Origin of the sequence: Devosia polycyclovorans, assembly GCF_042181575.1 — a bacterium.
Taxonomy (GTDB): domain Bacteria; phylum Pseudomonadota; class Alphaproteobacteria; order Rhizobiales; family Devosiaceae; genus Devosia; species Devosia polycyclovorans.
On sequence record NZ_CP170082.1, the window covers coordinates 510,501 to 529,574 of the forward strand.

Annotated in this window: 19 protein-coding genes; 9 read left to right on the top strand and 10 right to left on the bottom strand. The window is 61.5% G+C overall.

Annotated features, from left to right (window positions below):
* The first annotated feature begins 14 nt into the window (after positions 1-14).
* The 5 genes from mnmE (at position 15) to ACE4RL_RS02600 (ending at position 5,660) form a co-directional block, all read left to right on the top strand.
* Positions 15-1,307: a tRNA uridine-5-carboxymethylaminomethyl(34) synthesis GTPase MnmE gene (gene mnmE, locus ACE4RL_RS02580; protein ID WP_375598972.1), complete on the top strand. Its 1,293-nt coding sequence runs from the start codon at positions 15-17 to the stop codon at positions 1,305-1,307.
* A gap of 139 nt (positions 1,308-1,446) precedes the next feature.
* Entirely contained in the window at positions 1,447-3,309 is a 1,863-nt protein-coding gene (gene mnmG / locus ACE4RL_RS02585; protein ID WP_375598973.1) for a tRNA uridine-5-carboxymethylaminomethyl(34) synthesis enzyme MnmG, read from the top strand.
* 8 nt (positions 3,310-3,317) lie between these two features.
* Complete coding sequence (rsmG, locus tag ACE4RL_RS02590) at positions 3,318-3,956, top strand: 16S rRNA (guanine(527)-N(7))-methyltransferase RsmG (protein ID WP_375598974.1); 639 nt, start codon at positions 3,318-3,320, stop codon at positions 3,954-3,956.
* 18 nt (positions 3,957-3,974) lie between these two features.
* On the top strand, positions 3,975-4,775 hold the full coding sequence (locus ACE4RL_RS02595; protein WP_375598975.1) for a ParA family protein: 801 nt from the start codon (positions 3,975-3,977) through the stop codon (positions 4,773-4,775).
* Between the two features lie 9 nt (positions 4,776-4,784).
* Positions 4,785-5,660: a ParB/RepB/Spo0J family partition protein gene (locus ACE4RL_RS02600; protein WP_375598976.1), complete on the top strand. Its 876-nt coding sequence runs from the start codon at positions 4,785-4,787 to the stop codon at positions 5,658-5,660.
* 79 nt (positions 5,661-5,739) lie between these two features.
* On the opposite strand, the gene holA is transcribed toward ACE4RL_RS02600, so the two are convergent.
* Both holA and leuS read right to left on the bottom strand, forming a co-directional pair.
* Positions 5,740-6,762: a DNA polymerase III subunit delta gene (holA, locus tag ACE4RL_RS02605; protein WP_375598977.1), complete on the bottom strand. Its 1,023-nt coding sequence runs from the start codon at positions 6,760-6,762 to the stop codon at positions 5,740-5,742.
* Positions 6,763-9,372, bottom strand: a complete 2,610-nt coding sequence (gene leuS, locus ACE4RL_RS02610; protein ID WP_375598978.1) for a leucine--tRNA ligase — start codon at positions 9,370-9,372, stop codon at positions 6,763-6,765.
* A gap of 134 nt (positions 9,373-9,506) precedes the next feature.
* Here leuS and ACE4RL_RS02615 point away from each other — a divergent pair, with 134 nt between their 5' ends.
* The 3 genes from ACE4RL_RS02615 (at position 9,507) to ACE4RL_RS02625 (ending at position 11,562) form a co-directional block, all read left to right on the top strand.
* Entirely contained in the window at positions 9,507-10,181 is a 675-nt protein-coding gene (locus ACE4RL_RS02615; protein WP_375598979.1) for a YggS family pyridoxal phosphate-dependent enzyme, read from the top strand.
* Between the two features lie 131 nt (positions 10,182-10,312).
* Positions 10,313-10,996: a response regulator transcription factor gene (locus ACE4RL_RS02620; protein WP_375598980.1), complete on the top strand. Its 684-nt coding sequence runs from the start codon at positions 10,313-10,315 to the stop codon at positions 10,994-10,996.
* 53 nt (positions 10,997-11,049) lie between these two features.
* Positions 11,050-11,562: a Crp/Fnr family transcriptional regulator gene (locus ACE4RL_RS02625; protein ID WP_375598981.1), complete on the top strand. Its 513-nt coding sequence runs from the start codon at positions 11,050-11,052 to the stop codon at positions 11,560-11,562.
* 15 nt (positions 11,563-11,577) lie between these two features.
* Here the strand turns inward: ACE4RL_RS02625 and ACE4RL_RS02630 are convergent, their stop codons facing one another.
* From ACE4RL_RS02630 to ACE4RL_RS02650, 5 genes are all read right to left on the bottom strand, one after another.
* Positions 11,578-12,390 (bottom strand): exodeoxyribonuclease III, encoded by an 813-nt coding sequence (locus ACE4RL_RS02630; RefSeq protein WP_375598982.1) that lies wholly within the window; start codon positions 12,388-12,390, stop codon positions 11,578-11,580.
* A gap of 194 nt (positions 12,391-12,584) precedes the next feature.
* Complete coding sequence (gene rplS / locus ACE4RL_RS02635) at positions 12,585-13,136, bottom strand: 50S ribosomal protein L19 (protein ID WP_375598983.1); 552 nt, start codon at positions 13,134-13,136, stop codon at positions 12,585-12,587.
* A 225-nt stretch (positions 13,137-13,361) separates the two neighbouring features.
* Complete coding sequence (gene trmD, locus ACE4RL_RS02640; RefSeq protein WP_375598984.1) at positions 13,362-14,045, bottom strand: tRNA (guanosine(37)-N1)-methyltransferase TrmD; 684 nt, start codon at positions 14,043-14,045, stop codon at positions 13,362-13,364.
* The gene (rimM, locus tag ACE4RL_RS02645) at positions 14,045-14,581 is read right to left on the bottom strand and encodes a ribosome maturation factor RimM (RefSeq protein WP_375598985.1); all 537 of its coding nucleotides are present in this window, start codon (positions 14,579-14,581) and stop codon (positions 14,045-14,047) included. The genes trmD and rimM overlap by 1 nt, the downstream gene beginning before the upstream one ends.
* Positions 14,582-14,644: 63 nt before the next feature.
* Positions 14,645-15,238, bottom strand: a complete 594-nt coding sequence (locus tag ACE4RL_RS02650) for a DUF4893 domain-containing protein (protein WP_375598986.1) — start codon at positions 15,236-15,238, stop codon at positions 14,645-14,647.
* Between the two features lie 81 nt (positions 15,239-15,319).
* On the opposite strand from ACE4RL_RS02650, the gene ACE4RL_RS02655 reads away from it, so the two are divergent.
* The gene (locus tag ACE4RL_RS02655; RefSeq protein WP_375598987.1) at positions 15,320-15,700 is read left to right on the top strand and encodes a hypothetical protein; all 381 of its coding nucleotides are present in this window, start codon (positions 15,320-15,322) and stop codon (positions 15,698-15,700) included.
* Here ACE4RL_RS02655 and ACE4RL_RS02660 read toward each other — a convergent pair.
* The 3 genes from ACE4RL_RS02660 to ACE4RL_RS02670 form a co-directional block, all read right to left on the bottom strand.
* Complete coding sequence (locus tag ACE4RL_RS02660) at positions 15,697-16,137, bottom strand: metallopeptidase family protein (protein WP_375598988.1); 441 nt, start codon at positions 16,135-16,137, stop codon at positions 15,697-15,699. The two genes, ACE4RL_RS02655 and ACE4RL_RS02660, sit on opposite strands and share 4 nt — an antisense overlap.
* Positions 16,128-17,534: a 3-isopropylmalate dehydratase large subunit gene (gene leuC, locus ACE4RL_RS02665; protein WP_375598989.1), complete on the bottom strand. Its 1,407-nt coding sequence runs from the start codon at positions 17,532-17,534 to the stop codon at positions 16,128-16,130. The genes ACE4RL_RS02660 and leuC overlap by 10 nt, the downstream gene beginning before the upstream one ends.
* 103 nt (positions 17,535-17,637) lie before the next feature.
* Positions 17,638-18,993: a lipopolysaccharide biosynthesis protein gene (locus tag ACE4RL_RS02670; RefSeq protein ID WP_375598990.1), complete on the bottom strand. Its 1,356-nt coding sequence runs from the start codon at positions 18,991-18,993 to the stop codon at positions 17,638-17,640.
* Between the last annotated feature and the right edge of the window lie 81 nt (positions 18,994-19,074).

Genomic DNA, 19,074 nt, shown 5'->3' on the forward strand with positions numbered 1-19,074 from the left:
AAGGCTCGGGGAACATGCGAGCGGGCGACACCATCATGGCGCTCTCCTCCGGCTCCCTCCCGGCCGGGGTTGCAGTCATACGCCTTTCAGGACCTCAAGTCGGGACGGCGCTGACGGCGATTGCGGGCGGTATTCCACAGCCTCGTCGTCTCACCTTGCGTCCGATTGGTGCCGCACAGCGCCTCGACGAGGGTCTTGTCGCCTTCTTCCCGGCGCCAAACAGTTTTACCGGTGAAGACTGCGCCGAACTTCAGGTCCATGGTTCACCGGCGGGCGTCCGGGCCATTATGGCCTTGCTGAACTCACTTGGCCTTCGCCTGGCCGAAGCTGGGGAATTTACACGGCGGGCCTTTGAGAATGGCAAGCTGGACCTCGTCGCTGTCGAGGGTCTCGGTGACCTCCTGGAAGCCGAGACGGAAAGGCAGCGGCAGCAGGCGCTGGCCCGCTATGACGGCCGGCTGACGGAAAAAATTGATCTTTGGCGCGACACGCTGCTCGATCTGCGGGCGGAGATTGAAGCCCGGCTCGATTTTTCCGATGAAGGAGACGTCTCGGACGATTTGCCCGCACACTGGTTCTCTCAGCTCGACGATCTGCAGATCAGTATTGGGCAGGCTCTGTCTTCCTTTGAAAGCGGCCGCATTGTTCGCGAAGGCATTCGCGTGGCCTTGGCAGGGCCGCCTAATTCCGGCAAATCCAGCCTGCTCAATGCCTTGTCCCGGTCCGATCTGGCTATCGTGTCGGACGAGGCGGGTACCACCCGAGATGTGCGCGAAGTGGGGCTGGATATTGGTGGTCAGCTATTCGTGCTGCTCGATCTGGCTGGATTGCGCGACACGGACAGCAAGGCGGAGGCCGAAGGGGTGCGTCGCGCAAAACAGGCGATTAACACGGCCGACATTGTGCTCTGGTTGCAGGCACCAGATGTGGACGCCCTGCCCAGGCCCGAGACTAAAGGACTTTTGCTGACCATCGGGACGAAAATGGATCTGGCTACCAGCCAGGGGGTTGATATTGGCGTCTCGACACAGACGGAGACCGGATTGCAGGCACTGCGGGAGAAGCTGGCCGTGCTGGGTCAAGACCTGGCGGGGGGCGAGCCGGCTCTGGTGAGCCACGAGAGGGACCGGCAGGCGCTGCAAGAAGCACTGGCAGCTCTTGAGGCCTGTAGGTCAACTGTAGGCGATTGGGAACTCGCGGCTGAGAGCTTGCGTGGTGCGTCTGCTGCATTGGAGCGCCTGATCGGCCGGATAGATGCCGAACGCGTCCTAGACCGGCTTTTTGCCAGTTTCTGTATCGGAAAATAGCCGGCTAGCGACGGCCGGCGGATCGAACGGGCACCATTCGTTGTGATTCACGTGAAACAACGGCAAGCGCTTCTTGTGGCCGGAGCAATTGATTCACGTGAAACATTGGCCTATGTCAGGCGCCTTCGGAGAAAATGCTATGACTGACTATGCCGTCATCGTCGTCGGCGGGGGACATGCGGGGTCGGAAGCCGCAGCGGCCTCGGCCCGTATAGGTGTTCCCACCGCGCTGATCACCCAGCGCTTTGCGACCATCGGCGAGATGAGCTGCAATCCTGCCATTGGGGGATTGGGCAAGGGCCATCTCGTTCGGGAGATTGATGCTCTGGACGGCCTGATGGGCCGTGTGGCCGACAAGGCCGGCATTCAGTTCCGTGTGCTGAACCGGCGCAAGGGGCCCGCGGTGCGCGGCCCGCGCGCCCAGGCCGACCGCAAGCTCTATCGTGAGGCGATGCAGGCGGCGATCAGCGCGCAACCCAATCTCGATGTCATTGAGGGCGAGGTCGATGACCTCGAGGTAGCGGACGGCGTCATTTCGGGTGTCCGACTGCTTGACGGTCGCCGCTTTTCAACCCGCGCTGTGGTGTTGACCACGGGCACTTTCCTGCGTGGCCTCATTCATCGCGGGGAGGAAACGGTTCCTGCCGGGCGGGTTGGTGAAAAGCCGGTGCTTGGACTCTCCACGCGTCTCGAAGGCCTCGGCCTGCAGTTGGGCCGGCTCAAGACCGGTACGCCGGCACGGCTCGATGCCAAGAGCATCGACTATTCGGCGCTTGAAGAGCAGCCGGGCGACAATCCACCCGAGCCTTTTTCAGCGTTGACCGACACGATCACCACGCCGCAGATCTCGTGCCACATCACCCGCACAACCAGTGAAACGCACCGGATCATCCAGGAAAACCTGCATCGCTCGGCGATGTATTCGGGGCGGATTCAATCGCGTGGACCGCGCTACTGTCCGTCGATCGAGGACAAGGTTGTCCGCTTTGCCGATCGCGACAGCCACCAGATCTTCCTCGAGCCGGAGGGGCTGGACGACGACACGGTGTATCCCAATGGATTGTCAACGTCGCTGCCGGCAGATGTGCAGGAGGCTTTTCTGCGGTCCATGCCTGGCCTGGAAAATGTGCACATCATCCGGCCGGGCTACGCCATCGAATATGACTATGTCGATCCACGCGAGTTGCGGCCGACATTGGAGGTCAAGAAGCAGCCGGGGCTCTATCTGGCAGGCCAAATCAACGGGACAACCGGCTACGAGGAGGCGGGGGCGCAGGGGCTGCTGGCCGGCGCCAACGCGGCACTCGCCGCCACGGGTGCCAAGCCCATGATCTTGTCGCGCACCGAAAGTTATCTTGGCGTCATGGTGGATGATTTGGTGACCCGCGGCGTCAGTGAGCCCTATCGCATGTTCACCTCGCGGGCAGAGTTCCGCCTCTACCTGCGCGCCGACAATGCCGATCAGCGGCTGACCGAACTTGGCATTGCCAAAGGCCTGGTGGGTGAAATTCGCGCGGCCGCCTATCGGCGGAAATCCGGCGCCCTGCAGTCGGGCCGCGCGCTGCTCGAAGTTCTGTCGGTTTCGCCCAATGTGGCCCGCAAGGCGGGGCTTGCGGTCAATGAAGACGGCAAGCGCCGTACCGCATTCGAGCTGATGTCCTATCCGGACATTGAAACCAATGATCTCAAGCGCCTCTGGCCGGAGCTGGAGCAGTTGGATGAAGCGGTGCTGAATCAGGTGGCCATAGACGCGCAATATGCGGTCTATCTTGATCGGCAAAAGGCCGATGTTGAGGCCGTACGCCGCGACGAACAGCGTCGAATTCCTGATGACATGGACTATTCGGCAATTGCTGGTCTGTCGATGGAACTGCGGCAAAAACTAGATACAGCACGCCCACAAACCATTGCCCAGGCGCAAGCCATGGACGGTATGACGCCCGCGGCAATCACCTTGCTGCTCGCTGTTTTGCGGCGCGGCCAGCTCTCAAAGGCCAGCTAGTGCCAAACATGGAAGCCATAGCGCCTTATGCGCCGGTATTGTCGCGCCCGGCCGCGGCCGTTGGTAGAGATTTGGAATCCTATGTCAAGCTGCTCGCCAAATGGCAGGCCGTGCAGAATCTGGTTTCACGTGAAACATTGGCCCAGGTCTGGACGCGGCATTTTGCCGACAGTCTGCAGGTGCTGACCCTGATGAACAGCGCGGACCGCCTCTGCCTGGATTTGGGCAGTGGCGGGGGTTTTCCTGCCCTGCCAATGGCGATCGCGAGCAAAGGAACGGACCGCAGATTCGTTCTTATCGAGCCAAACGCACGCAAAGTCAGCTTTCTGCGGACTGTGGCCCGTGAGCTCGACCTTAATGTGACAGTGATCGGACGCCGTAGCGATGAAATTGATTCACGTGAAACAGGCATCCCGGACGTCATCACCTCGCGCGCTTTGGCGGCTATGCCTCTGTTATGCAACTGGATGGCGCCCTTTTTTGGCCCACAAACAAGGGCCATTCTGCATAAAGGGCGGGAACATGTTGAAGAGCTCACGGAATCGGGTGCGCACTGGCACCACGACGTGCTAGTAAGGTCGAGTGATACTGATCCCGGCGGCGTGATCCTGACCGTGACGAATCTGCGCCGGAAAACAACGCGTTAGCGGCATACGGAGGCCAATTTGGCACCCCGGATATTGACTTTGGCCAATCAAAAGGGCGGCGTGGGCAAGACGACCACCGCCATCAACCTGGCGACAGCTCTGGCCGCCATAGGCGAACGTGTGCTGATTGTCGACCTGGACCCTCAAGGCAATGCCTCGACAGGGCTGGGCATTTCGCGCACCGACCGGGCGCTCTCGGCCTATGATGTGCTGGTGGGCGAGGCCAGTGTACCCCAGGCGGCGGTGATGACGAGCGTGCCCAATGTGGCCATCGTGCCATCGACCATGGATTTGCTCGGCGTCGAACTGACTATAGCCGATCAGGCCGATCGCGCCTTCAAGCTGCGTAACGCTTTTAAAAGCCTCGATGAACTGCGTCTAAATGACCAGTCGATCAGCTATATCCTGATCGACTGTCCGCCGTCCTTGAATCTGCTTACGGTCAATTCTCTTGTGGCGGCAGATGCTGTTCTTGTGCCGCTGCAATGCGAATTTTTTGCCCTGGAGGGGCTCAGCCAGCTGCTGCAAACCATTGAGCAGATCCGGTCAACGCTCAATCCTCGCCTATCCATTCAGGGCGTTGTGATGACCATGTTCGACAAGCGTAACAATCTGAGTGAACAGGTGCTCAATGACGTGCGCAGTGAAATGGGCGAATTGGTCTATGAGACCGTGATTCCGCGTAATGTTCGGCTCAGCGAGGCGCCGTCCTACGGCAAGCCTGCCCTGCTTTATGATCTGAAATGTGCCGGTAGTCAGGCTTATCTGCGCCTGGCGACCGAAGTTATCCGCCGCGAGCGGCGGCTGAATGCTGCCTAGGAGCTCTAAATGACCGACAAACCAACTCGTCTGGGCCGGGGCCTTGCCGCGCTGATTGGCGATATGGCGGCTATAGAGGGCGCGCGCGTCACTGAGTCCTCAGGCGGCAGCAAGCGTTTGCCGGTCGATTTCATCATTGCCAACCGCGCCAATCCGCGGCGAAGCTTCGACCCGGAACTGCTGGAGGAATTGACCAATTCCATCCGCGAGAAGGGCGTGATGTCGCCTTTGCTGGTGCGGCCGACCGACGACCCCAATGTTTTTGAGCTAATCGCCGGCGAGCGGCGCTGGAGGGCAGCGCAGAAGGCGGGCCTGCATGATGTGCCGGTCATTGTCCGCGAGGTCGATGACAAGGAAGCGCTTGAGCTGGCGATCATCGAGAACGTGCAGCGCGCCGACCTCAACCCGCTTGAAGAAGCGCTGGGCTACGGCCAGTTGATCGAGCAATTCGACTATACGCAGCAGGATTTGGCGCAAGTGATCGGCAAATCGCGTTCGCATGTTGCCAATACATTGCGCCTGCTCAAACTACCCGAGGATGTGCGCGGCATGGTGTCGAGTGGCACCCTGACCGCCGGCCACGCCAGGACGCTGATTACAGTAGAAGACCCGGCCGCTCTGGCCCGCCAGATCGTCGAGAAAGGGCTTTCGGTACGTGAGGCGGAAGCCCTGAGCCAGCAGCGTGATCTGCCCAAGCGCAAGCCCGCCACCGAACCGACGCAGCGTGATGCCGACACCTTGGCCTTGGAGCGCAGGCTTGCCGATGCGCTGGGGTTGAGCGTCGCGCTGAACCATACCGAGCGCGGCGGCAAGGTCGAAATCCGCTACAAGACGCTTGAGCAGCTGGACGATATCTGTCTTCGCTTGACCGGCCGTACAAACTAAGTCCCTGAAAAGCAAGCTGTTCCACGTGAAACCGTTTCGGCTGGGGCGCTTTCCGCGTCGAACCCAGACCGTCTCCCCGCTAATGCGTGGCGGCCATCATACAAAGCGCCAGGGTCGTGCGGCGCAGTACGGCATCGGCGAGGGCAGGCTTTCGTCGGGAATCCGACACGCCTTGCAGCAGCCGCTCTATGGCCTGGGCGAGGGCGGGATCGCTCCAGAGCCGCAATTGCTGCTCCAGGGCGCCTATGCGCGAAAAATGTGGTTTGGGGCGCTGGCTATCAAGGACGGCCCGAGCGGTCTTGCCGCTATCGAGTTCGGTGCGCCAGCGGCGGAGATTGGCGAAGTGATTGGTTAGCATGGCCAGCAATTGCTGGGGGTTCACATTGGCGGCCAGCGCCCGATTGAGGGCCAGTTCGAGTCGTTCCGCATGGCCGCCACCGGTTGCATCGAGAATGGCATCGATGGCCAAGGCGCCATTATCGGCGCAAAGCAGAAGAACATCCTCGCGCGTCAAAACCTTGCTCGCTGCGGCATAGAGCGTCAGTTTTTCCAGCTCGCGGCGCGTTACCTCCCGGTCATTGCCCAGAATTTCGCGCAAAGTCGGCACCACATCGCTATCGGTCCGTATGCCGGCCTGATTGAAGGTTTCGCGCATCAGCGCCATCAGGGTTTCGTCGGAATCTGGATAGCAGGGCAGGGCGCGTCCGAGTTTGGCCGCCTCGACCAGCGAGCGCAGCGCATCGCGTGGGGTGAGATTGTCGGCTTCGAGGATGATGGCCGTGCCTCCGGGGTCGTCGCGCAGCTCAGTCAGCGGCATGACCAGTGCCTTGGTGGCATTGCGCACCCGGATGATGCGCTTGCCCCCGAATAGCGATACCGAACGCGCTTCCAACACCAGTTGGGATGGGTCGGAAGCCAGTTCCGGCCCGTCAAAGATGGTGACATTGGCCGAGGCCGGGTCGTCGCCGCTCAAATGACGAATCAGGCGCTGCGCTGTTTCGCGCACAAGCCCGCCATCGGGCCCATAGGCGAGGAATATCCCCTCGCTGAGATCGGGGCGCGCCAGATAGCGCGCCACTTCATGGGCCTTGAGGGCCGTCATCTAGACGACGATGTTGACGATGCGATTGGGCACCACCACCACCTTCTTTGGCGTCTTGCCGTCCAGCGCCTTCTGGACGATCTCGAGCGCCAGCACGAGGGTCTCAACTTCTGCCGCCGGCATGTCCTTGGCGACATTGATTTCGCCGCGGCGCTTGCCATTGATCTGTATGGGCAGGGTCACCTCATCGTCGACCAGCATGGCCGGATCGATTTCAGGCCACTGAGCGTCTGCAACAAGCCCTTGTTTTCCAAGCACTTCCCAGCAGCTTTCGGCGAGATGCGGCATCATCAGATTGATCAGCAGAACCAGCTTTTCGACGCCGTCGCGCAAGATTGGGGCGAGTTCGGCGGCCGCTTTGCCGTCCTTGGCCTTCACCAGAGCATTGGTCAGCTCATAGATGCGGGCGACGGCGCGGTTGAAGCCGAGCCCCTCGATGTCCTGGGCGACACCAGCGACGGTGCGATGGATGATCTTGCGCAGGGCCAGGGCATCAGCACTGTCCAGTGAAACAGTCGATGAGGATTGTTCGGATAATTCGACCGCGTCGTTGACGAGGCGCCAGATGCGCTGCTGGAAGCGGCTGGCGCCTTCAACGCCCGATTCAGTCCATTGCACGTCACGCTCGGGCGGGGAGTCCGAGAGCATGAACCAGCGGGCGGTATCGGCGCCGTAGCTGCGCACGATCTCGTCAGGATCCACCACGTTCTTCTTGGACTTGCTCATCTTTTCGACCGAACCGATGGCGATTGGCGCGCCGGTCTGGGCGTGCCTGGCGGTGCGGGCTTCCCCCACCGTCTCGATGATGATGTCAGTGGGGGGCACCCATTCGCCCTTATCGCCCTTATAGGTCTCGTGGGTCACCATGCCCTGGGTGAACATGCCCTTGAAGGGCTCGCTCATGCCCACGTGACCGGTCGCCTTCATGGCGCGGGTGAAGAAGCGCGAGTAGAGCAGGTGCAGGATCGCATGCTCAATGCCGCCAATATACTGGTCCACCGGCAGCCAGCGATCGGCCACAGCTGGAATGGTGGGCGTGTCGGCGTCGGGGGCAGTGAAACGTGCAAAATACCAGGAACTGTCGACAAATGTGTCCATGGTGTCGGTTTCGCGCCGCGCGGCACCGCCACATTGCGGGCAATTTACGTGCTTCCAGGTGGGGTGATGGTCGAGCGCATTGCCCGGCTTGTCGAAGGTCACGTCCTCGGGCAGCACCACCGGCAGGTCCTTCTTCGGCACTGGAAGTGTGCCGCAGACCTCGCAGTGGATCACCGGAATGGGGCAGCCCCAATAGCGCTGGCGCGAAATGCCCCAGTCACGCAGGCGGTAATTGACCTCAACCTTGCCCTGCGGCTTGCCGTCGACCGTGCGGGCGCCGAAATGATCGGCGATCCGTGTCTTGGCTTCATCGATCGAGAGGCCATCAAGGAAATCGGAATTGAAGATGTTACCGGCGTCTACATAGGCTTCGGTGCCAATGGAAAAGCTGTTGGGATCGGCGCCTGGCGGCAGCACCACCGGGGTAACCGGCAGATCATATTTGCGGGCGAAATCGAGATCGCGCTGGTCATGCGCCGGGCATCCAAATACAGCGCCGGTGCCGTAATCCATCAGCACGAAATTGGCGACATAGACGGGCAGCGTCTGCCCTTCGATTACCGGATGCTTGACGCGCAGGCCAGTGAAGACGCCTTTTTTCTCTGCCTTTTCAAGCGTTTCGGTCGCGGTGCCCTGGCGATGGAATTCGGCAATGAACTCGGTCAGGGCCGGGTCATTGGCCGCCATCTGGGCGCTCAGAGGATGGTCGGGCGAGAGCGCGATGAAGGAGGCGCCGAAAATCGTGTCGGGGCGCGTGGTGAAAACCTCGATGCTGGTCGCATCGGTCCTGTCGCTGGCTTCCAGCTCGAACAGCAGCCGCAGGCCTTCGGATTTGCCAATCCAGTTGCGCTGCATGACGCGGACCTTTTCGGGCCATTCGGTCAGCCCATCGAGGGCCTCGAGCAGCTCCTCGGCAAAATCGGAAATCCTGAAGAACCACTGGGTCAGCTCGCGCTGCTCGACCACCGCGCCGGAGCGCCAGCCCTTGCCATCGATGACCTGTTCATTGGCCAGCACCGTCATGTCGACCGGGTCCCAATTGACCTTGGACGACTTGCGGGTGACTAGGCCGGCTTCGAGCATGTCGATGAACATGGCCTGCTGGTGTTTGTAATAGTCGGGCGAGCAGGTGGCGATTTCGCGCGTCCAGTCGATCGACAGGCCCATCGATTTGAGCTGAGCCTTCATCGCCTCGATGTTCTGGTAGGTCCAGGCACCGGGATGGGTCTTGCGCTCGATGGCGGCATTTTCCGCGGGCAGGCCGAAGGCGTCCCAGCCCATGGGGTGCAGCACATTCTTGCCGCGGGCACGGTGATAGCGCGCCACCACATCGCCCATGGCATAGTTGCGCACATGGCCCATATGGATGCGGCCCGAAGGGTAGGGGAACATCTCAAGGACGTAATAGGGATCGCGCGGATCGTCATTGGCGGTGACGAAGCTCTTGTTCTCATCCCAGATCTTCTGCCATTTCGGTTCGCTTTCGCGCGGATTGTAGCGTTCGCCGCTCACGTGATGGTCGTCCTTGCAAGATTTCACGCCTGGCCAGCCGCAAAGGGCGGCGCAGCTTGCGTTTTGGAGGGTTTTTGGCTACCCGGACCATCACCAGAAATCCCTTGCTAGGTCAACAGAGACGGGGCCGGAACATGGCTGATCGCGCTGAAAGCGCCGCAACGCGCCTCGACTATATTCGCACGCGCATGGAAAAGGCGCGCCGCCGGTTTGGGGCGCCGCCAGAGGCGGTGGAACTGGTGGCCGTGTCCAAGACCTTCCCGGCAGAGGTCATCGAGCCCTATATCGCGGCGGGCCAACGCGTATTCGGGGAGAACCGGGTGCAGGAGGCCAAGGAAAAATGGCCTGGCCTGCGCGAGAAATACCCCGATCTCAGCCTGCACCTGATCGGGCCGCTGCAGTCGAACAAGGCGCGTGAGGCCGTAGCGCTGTTTGATGTCATCGAAACGGTGGATCGCGACAAGATCGCCGCGGTGCTGGCGGCTGAGATGGCGCGGGCGGGACGGCATCTGCCCTGTTTCGTTCAGGTCAATATTGGTGGCGAAGAACAGAAGACCGGCATCCCGGTCCAAGAGGCGGTGGCCTTCGTCCACCATTGCCGCGATGCGCATGGGCTCGATATCGTCGGACTGATGTGCATCCCGCCCGATGGCCAGCCCGCCGGCCCCTATTTCGCGCATCTTGCCGCGCTGGGCCGCATGGCGGGGGTCGAGCAGCTGTCCATGGGGATGAGCGGTGACTTCGAAACGGCCATCGCCATGGGCGCCACCCATGTGCGGGTAGGCTCGGCGCTCTTCGGCAAGCGGTAGGCGCCGCCTGCAACTTTTCGTCCGGCTAGCGCGTTGCTCAGGTTGAAATAACGCCGTTGTGATTACCTGGCCGAAAACGGGTCGCCATAGTGTGGACTTGCTGGGTCAGCACAGAAAGACCGGAGAAAACAATGAACAAGCGACGCATCCTTGTCGTAGATGACGACGCGGACCTGCGCCAAACCCTGGTTGAACAGCTCAAGGGCGAGCCTGACTTCGAAATTCTCCAGGCCGGAACGGCCAATGACGCCCTCAAGGCGGTTCGCGAGCACAATGTCGAATTGACCATTCTGGATGTCGGCCTGCCCGATATGGACGGCCGCGAGGCGGTCAAGCTGATGCGGCAGGACGGCTATAAGAGCCCTGTTCTGATGCTGACCGGTCACGACACCGATGCTGACGAGATCAAGGGGCTTGAAGCCGGGGCCAATGACTATTTGACCAAGCCGTTCCGCTATCCGGTGCTGCTGGCCCGGATCAATGCGGCCCTCAGGCAGCGTGACCAGAGCGAGGATGCGGTTTTTACCATTGGCCAGTACAGCTTCCAGCCGGCGGCCAAAGTGCTTGAGACCAATGAGGGCATCAAGGTGCGCCTCACCGACAAGGAAACTTCGATCCTTAAATATCTCTACCGCCAGGGCCCCAAGACGATCACCCGCGATGTGCTTTTGAAGGAAGTCTGGGGATACAATAACCGGGTGACCACCCATACGCTGGAAACCCATATCTATCGGTTGCGGCAGAAGATCGAGCGCGATCCGTCCAATGCGCGTCTGCTGGTCACCGAAGACGGGGGCTACCGTCTCGTCCCCTGAACGGCGCAAAGCCTTTCATTTCCTGCCCGAACCAGACTATAGCTTGAACCGGAATGGCCGCCCGCAGCCAGCGGGCGGCGCGTATTGGCGCTGTGGGTCTGGGGCATATGAGAATGGATGACGCGGCCGGGGTCTTGGCCCGGGCCGATTTCTTCGACATCTGCGATGACGAGCAGTTGCGCATGCTCGGCTTTGCGGGGGACCGCAAGCATTTCGAGGCGGACGCCGTCATCTATAAGGCTGGTGACGTACCGACCGGTGCTTTCGTGCTGATTGAGGGCACGGTCAAGGCCAAGCATGAGGGGGCCGAGGCCGGTAAGCCCTATGCGCTCTCAGAACCGGGTAGCGTCATTTCGCCCACCTCGCTGATTCTGGACAAACCCCGCTCTGTCACCTTCACTGCCGTCACCGATTGCGAATTGCTGTTCGTGCCTCGGACGGCATTTCTCAAGCTGGCGCGGCAGAGCCCGGATCTGGCCGCGCGCGCGGCTCAGCGCATCGAGCAGGAACTGGGGCGCTATATGCATGCGCTCGAGCCGCTGAAAGGCAAGATGAAAGGCGGCTAGTGCGTTGGTTCGCCACTAAGGCCGCACGAAACGGGCGATCACTGGCACGTGGTCGCTGGGCTTGTCAGTCCAGCCGCGAGCCGGCTTGATGATCTCTGCGCTCACCGAGCGCTCGGCGACATCTGCGGTCGACCAGATATGGTCGAGCCGCCGGCCGCGATCGGAGGCCTCCCAATCCTTGCCGCGATAGCTCCACCAGGAATAGATCTTGGTGTCGTGCGGCACATGCTTGCGCACCAGGTCGGTCCAGCCATGCCCACCTCCGAGGATGGCATTGAGCGCCTCGGTTTCGACCGGGGTGTGGCTGACGACCTTCAAAAGCTGCTTGTGGCTCCAGACGTCGTTCTCATGCGGGGCGATGTTGAAATCGCCGGCGATCAGATGGCCGCGCTGGAAGACGGGTTCGGCAAACCATGTCTTGAGTTCGTTGAGGAACCCCAGCTTGTGCTTGAACTTGGGATTGATCTCGGGGTCGGGCTCGTCGCCGCCGGCGGGGATATAGAAATTGTGGAGCGTAAAGGGCCCGTGCCCCAGGTCGACCAGTGCTGAAATGTGGCGGGATTCGTCGATTTCGCAGAAGACCCGGCTCGAGACATCGGTCAGAGGAAATTTCGAAACAATGGCGACGCCGTGATAGCCCTTCTGGCCGTGCACCGCCATATGCGGATAGCCCGCTGCAATGAAGGCGTTGCGCGGAAACTGGTCATTGGTGCACTTGATTTCCTGCAGCATCAGCACGTCCGGCTGATATTGCGCCAGAAAGTCCAGCACCATGGGCAGGCGCAGCCGCACCGAATTGATGTTCCAGGTGACGATGGCATGGGTCATGTGGCGTCCGGAGAATCGGGTATTGGCAGGTGGCCCCGTTATCGCCAAGCCGAAGGCAGGGGTAAAGCCGGAAATGGCGCGGCCGCGACGGGACTGTCAGCAGCGTTTCACGTGAATCGCCTGGCGCGGGGCCGTTCAAAGAAAAAGCCCGACCTGACGGCCGGGCCTTTTCATATCTCAAAGAGCGAGTGCTCTTATTCGCTCTTGGCTTCTTCGCCTTCAGCGGCAGCGGCCTGTTCGGCGGCAGCAGCAGCGGCGGCAGCTTCGGCTTCCTTGGCGGCCTGTTCGGCAGCAAAGGCTTCTGCAGCAGCGATCTTTTCGGCTTCGCGGGCTTCCTTGGCAGCCTGGGCGGCGGTGCGCTCGGCGTCCTGAATCTTCTTGGTGCGCGAATTGGTCGATTCGAAAATACGCGCCGACTTACCGCGACGATCACGCAGATAGTACAGCTTGGCGCGACGGACCTTACCGCGCTTGATCACTTCGATCGAAGCGATGTTGGGCGAGTAGATCGGGAACACGCGTTCCACGCCTTCGCCATAGGAAATCTTGCGGACGGTGAAGCTTTCCATGATGCCGCCGCCGGAGCGGGCAATCACGACGCCTTCATAGGCTTGCAGACGTTCCTTGTCGCCTTCGCGAATCTTGACCCACACCTTGACGGTGTCGCCATGGGTGAAGTCGGGGACTTCGCGCTGTGCGGCGAGCGCGGCAACCTGCTCGGCCTCGAGCTGTTCAATGATATTCATGTTCGATCCGTTCTGATCTTTTCATAGGGATGACTCTTTTTGGGCCTTTGGCCCCGCCATCCGGTCTTGGTTGGTAACGGAGAAGTAGTCTTCTTGGTCTTGGTGCATGCCGGTCCGATACGCCGGGCACGCGAATGGCCGGCTCATAGGGGAAAACGGCTCCAGAGTCCAGTGGTTTTGGCCACCAATCCAGCTCGGGCCTCGTCCTGAACCAGTGTTGAAAGGCTATTTGCCGGTGAGCAGGTCCGGTCGCCGCGCCCGGGTCAGCTCCAGCGATTGCTCATGGCGCCATTTTGCTATTCTGCCATGGTCGCCGGAGGTCAGCACGGCCGGAATGTCCTGGCCTTCAAAGCTTTGCGGCCTGGTATATTGCGGATATTCGAGCAAGCCGTTTTCAAAGCTCTCCTCGTCACGGCTATCGAGAGCGCCCAACACGCCAGGAATAAGCCGTACCACGGCTTCGAGCAGCACCATGGCGGCCACTTCGCCGCCGGCGAGCACATAGTCGCCGATAGAAACTTCCTCGAGCTGGCGCGCTTCGATGATGCGCTGGTCCACCCCTTCAAAACGCCCGCAGACAATCACCGCACCGGGTCCGGTGGCCAGTTCATGCGCGAGCGTTTGAGTCAGCGGCCTGCCACGTGGCGACATCAGGATACGCGGGCGCGGATCATTGCCCGGGGCGATGGTGTCGATGGCCCTGGCGAGAATATCGGGCTTGAGCACCATGCCGGCGCCCCCACCGGAGGGCGTATCGTCCACGGTGCGATGGCGGTCGGTGGCAAAGTCGCGCAATTGGGTCGCACGAAGGCTCCAGAGCCCGTCATTGAGACCGCGCCCCAGAACCGACGCGCCCAGTGGCCCGGGAAAGAGTTCGGGGAACAGGGTGATGATATCAGCCGAGAACATCAATCGGGCTCTTCCTCACCGGGCTCGGCGTCGAGTGGCGGGGCAATGACCAGATAGCCTTCGGCGATGCGAATGATGGGCACTACGGCCTTGGTGAAGGGGTAGAGAAAAGTGTCGCCCGAGCGTTGATCTTGCACCTCCAGGATATCCCCCGCGCCATGATCATAGATGGCGCTGACCGCCCCTATCGACACCCCGTTGTCCAGCCGGGCGTCGAGCCCGATCAGGTCGGCATGGTAGAAATCGTCCTCGTCATCAATCTCGGGCAGCTGGTTGCGATCGACGTAGAGCTCAACACCATTAAGGGTTTCGGCGGCATTGCGGTCGCGCACGCCGTTGAGACGGGCGACTAGAACGGTCTTGTTGAGCCGCGCCGATTCGATGGTGATGACGAGACCCGGGCGGTTGGTTTGCAACGGGCCATAATCGGCAATCGCCGCGGGATCCTGGGTATGGGAGGTAATGCGCACCTCGCCCTTGATGCCGTGCGCGGCGCCGATCTTTCCCAGCAAAATGCGGCTTGATGTGTCTGCCATCGGCCTGTCTCTTCTTGTTTTGTATGGCTCCATAGCAGCGCGGCGCCGCGCCGCAAATCCCCCTCAGGGCGCCGGCACCAGTTCGATCACGTCATGGGTGGATTCGAAACGCGGAAACGGCAGTTCCAGGCGATAGCGCACCGGCTTTCCCTCAATTCTGTACAAGCAACCGACCTGGCTGCGATCCCCGTCCTCCCGATAGGGACGAGGGTTCTCGTCGCCATAATGGAGTGCGCCGCGATAGAAGTGTCCGCCGGCCTGGCTCGCCAGGAGTTCGCCGCTGAACCTTTGTGAGCCGGTCAGCTTCTCAATTTTGGTGCCGCTGCCCGAAATTCTGCAATCGAAAAAGCTATAGGCGGTCAGCGGCAGCAGGCCGCCGAGCTTGATGGTGCGACAGCGATAAGCTCCATCAGGTAATGGAGCCTGAGGGGCGATGCCGGGCGCGAACAAGTGCGACGCGAGTTCGCGATCCGCGGCGCTCTCGGATAGCAAGGCTTCGGCCAGACCACGGGTCCGGGCGTTTTCAAGCCCGTTCATGCGGTCGGCGTCGAACGGGCTGATAGCGGTCAGGTCCGGCACCGCGCAGGCGAGCGGAGCGATGGCGGGAAGCGCGACAAGCATGGCCAGGGCAATGGCGGAGGAACGTAACAGTCTCATCCGGGTCTCCTTTGCTGCTTGGCACGGAACCTTGCACGCCATCGAGCCTTACTCAAGCAAAGCCAGAATGGAGAATCCGCCATGTCCCAGATCCTGACCGACCGCGAAGCCATTCGCCAGTGGGCCGCCGCACGGGGCGGCAACCCAATCCTGATGGACGTGCCCGACGGGTCGCAGAACCGCACCATTTTGCAGTTGACCTTCGGTCAGCACGCGCTGAACAGCGATGGCAATGAGGGCACCGACCGGATTGGCGGGTTTCATCTCGTCAGTTGGGAAGAGTGGTTTACCGCTCTCGAAGAAGGGGGGCTGGCGCTCAAAGTTTCCGACGATCCTGCAGGCGGCAATGAAGCTGAATTCGAGTTTGTTGCGCGGGAAGAGGCTGACCGCGAAAGCACCGATGCCGCCCAGAAACCGGCCTCGATCGTGACCGAGGGACCGAACCCGGCCAATCGCGGCTAGTGATCCTGTTCGGCGGATTCGGCGGCGGCCTCGATGGCCTCCATGTCTTCGTCCGAAAAGCCGAAATGGTGGCCCAGTTCGTGGATCAGCACGTGGGTGACAATTTCGCCCAGCGTGTTGTCGTCGTTCTCGGCCCAATAGTCGAGAATGGCGCGGCGGTAGAGATAGACTGTGTTGGGCAACTGGCCGGTCTGGGGCACGGCCCCGTCTTCGGTCAGGCCGATGCCGGAAAACAGGCCCATCAGCTCAAACGGGCTTTCCATGCCGAAACCGGCGAGGATCTCCTCTTCGGCGAACTCGGCGACGGAACAGGTGACGTCCGCGGCCAGAGAGGCAAAAGGCTCCGGCAGCCCGGCCAGGGCCGCGCTCGCCAGAGCCTCGAAATCATCCAGCGTCGGGGCATATAGCCCCGAGCAGTCGGTCTTGCTCAGTGCCACTCGCGAATGTCGACGAAGTGACCGGCAATGGCGGCTGCGGCAGCCATGGCGGGCGACACCAGATGGGTGCGGCCCTTGAAGCCCTGGCGGCCTTCAAAATTGCGGTTCGAGGTCGAGGCACAACGCTCGCCCGGCGCAAGCTTGTCCGGGTTCATGGCCAGGCACATGGAACAGCCCGGTTCGCGCCATTCAAAGCCGGCGTTCTTGAAGATGGCGTCGAGGCCTTCGGCTTCTGCCTGTGCCTTCACCAGGCCTGAGCCGGGGACCACCATGGCCGAGACATGCCCGGCGACCTTGCGCTCGCCAATGACGGCGGCGGCCGCGCGCAAATCCTCGATGCGGCCATTGGTGCATGAGCCGATAAAGACGCGGTCGAGCTTGATGTCGGTGATCGGGGTGCCAGGCTTGAGCCCCATATAGTCCAGCGCACGCCATTTCGAAGCACGCTTGTTCTCATCGGCAATGTCGTCGGGATTGGGGACCGCGCCGGTGACCGAGATGACGTCTTCGGGTGAAGAGCCCCAGGAGACAATCGGCGGCAGATTGGCGGCGTCGAGCACCACGACCTTGTCGTAGTGAGCGCCCTCATCGGTATGCAGGGTCTTCCAGTAGTCGAGCGCCATGTCCCAGGCCTGGCCGGTCGGGGCCCGTGGGCGGTCCTTGACATAGGCGAAGGTCTTCTCGTCCGGCGCGATCAGGCCGGCGCGCGCACCGCCCTCAATGGTCATGTTGCAGACCGTCATACGGCCTTCCATGGAGAGCGAACGGATGGCTTCGCCGGCAAATTCGATCACATGGCCGGTGCCGCCTGCGGTGCCGATCTCTCCGATGATGGCAAGAATGATATCCTTGGCGGTGACGCCGTTGGGCAGCTGCCCATCCACGCGCACCAGCATGTTCTTGGCTTTTTGCTGGATCAGCGTCTGGGTGGCCAGAACGTGTTCCACTTCCGAAGTGCCAATGCCATGCGCCAACGCACCGAATGCACCGTGGGTCGAGGTGTGGCTGTCGCCACACACAATGGTCATGCCGGGCAAGGTGAAGCCCTGCTCGGGGCCAACGATGTGCACAATGCCCTGACGATTGTCGAACGGGTCGTAATATTCGATGCCGAAATGCTTCGTGTTCTCGGCCAGCGCAGCGATCTGCACGGCGCTTTCCGGATCAGGATTGGGCAGGGAGCGGTCGGTGGTAGGCACATTGTGGTCGACCACGGCCAGGGTCCGTTCAGGATGGCGGACCTTGCGGCCGTTCATGCGCAGACCTTCAAAAGCCTGGGGAGAGGTGACCTCGTGGACCAGATGCCGGTCGATATAGATCAGGCTTGTGCCGTCCTCATTGTTCTGGACCAGATGGTCGTCCCAGATCTTGTCGTAGAGCGTGCGCGCCTTGGTCATAGCCGTTGGTTCCGGGGCAGGAATAAAGATTGGAGTGGTTCTAAGCCCAAGCCGGGGCAGGGGTCAAGCACAACCGTACTCACGGGTACGCTGCTGCGTCCGCCTATGCTCTGGCCGCACCGTGTCGCCCGCGGAGCCAAAACACGCCGAGCAGACTGGTGTCGAGGCCGATGCGGTAGCGGCACCACAGCGCAATACCCAGCTGCGCACATATTCTGGCGCTCATATTGACGGCGGCGACGCCGATAAGGCCCCAGAAGGGGATCACCAGGATTTGGAGCAACAGGCCCAGGCCCATGATGGAGCCGAAGATGGCGACATAGGGACGCTCATGGCCTGTCATCATCATCACGATTTTGGAAGGGCCGGTAATGGCGTCGAACAAAAGCCCGAAGGAGAGCAGCATCAAGATTACCCATCCCTCCGCGTATCCGGCGCCAAACAAGGACAGGATTTCGGTGCCGAACAGGCCGAAGCCGACAAAGATCAAGAGCGAGAACACAAAGCCGGCCCAGGAGCACAGGGCCGTGATGGCCTGTGCCTGGCGCATTTTGCCGGCGTGGAAGTGCTCTGCCACCATGGGGGCAATCACCAGTTCAATGGCGAAGGTGAACAGGGTCATCAAGCCGGCCGTGCGGAAGGCGTTGAAATATAGCCCCGAACTCTCCAGGTCGAGCATCAGGCCGACCAGAATGACGTCGGCATTGAGGGCAGCCGTTTCGATGAGGGCGCCGAGCAGCAGCCATCGGCTGAGACTGCCCCAGCGACGCCAATGGGCCGGCACGGGCGCGCGGGTGGGCAGGATGGCGTAGCCGCGATGATTGGCCAGCAGCATCTGCAGGCCAAGCATGGTGAGTAGGAGTGCGGCGGCGAGGGTGAGGGCATCGGGACCGCTAAGCACCACGCCCAGGGAATAAAGGGCCAGCACGAGGGCGGGCAGGGCCAGGCGCCAGAAAATGTCGCGCGGCAGCAGGGCGGTCCAGAGAGAGCCCTGCGCCCGGAGAGCCGAAGAATTATACTCCGAGAGCGCCAATGGCAGGATCAGCAGGGCGGCGCCGAAAAAGTGATTGATCGTTTGGCCTGGGCCGACAAAGGGCCAGTAGAACAGTGCGGCAAGGCAGAGAAGGGCGGCAACGCCAAAACTACCATAGAGCGTGATGGTTGAGCCGGCAGAGGCGGCGGCTCCAGCGCCTGCCTCATCACCCTTGCTGCGCTGCTCGGCCCAGAGGCGCAGCACGGCCATGGGCTGGCCGGCTCCTGCCACGATGGCCAGCACGGTGGCCAGCGCCAGGCCAAAGGCGAAGTGGCCATACTCATCGTTGGTCTGGGTGCGCGAAAGCACGACATAGGTGAGGTAGGTGAGGCCGGCGGTCGCCACCTTGATGCCGAGCGACCCAACCGAGCGCGTTAGTCCGGTCTGGAGCAGGCCAGTCAGATCGGTCGGGATTTTGAGCGGCATGGGCAAGCCTCTTCCGCCGCGCGTGACGCTGCGCGACGGCTGAAAGGTGCCACAGCGACCTCAAGAACCTCTTACCTCAAA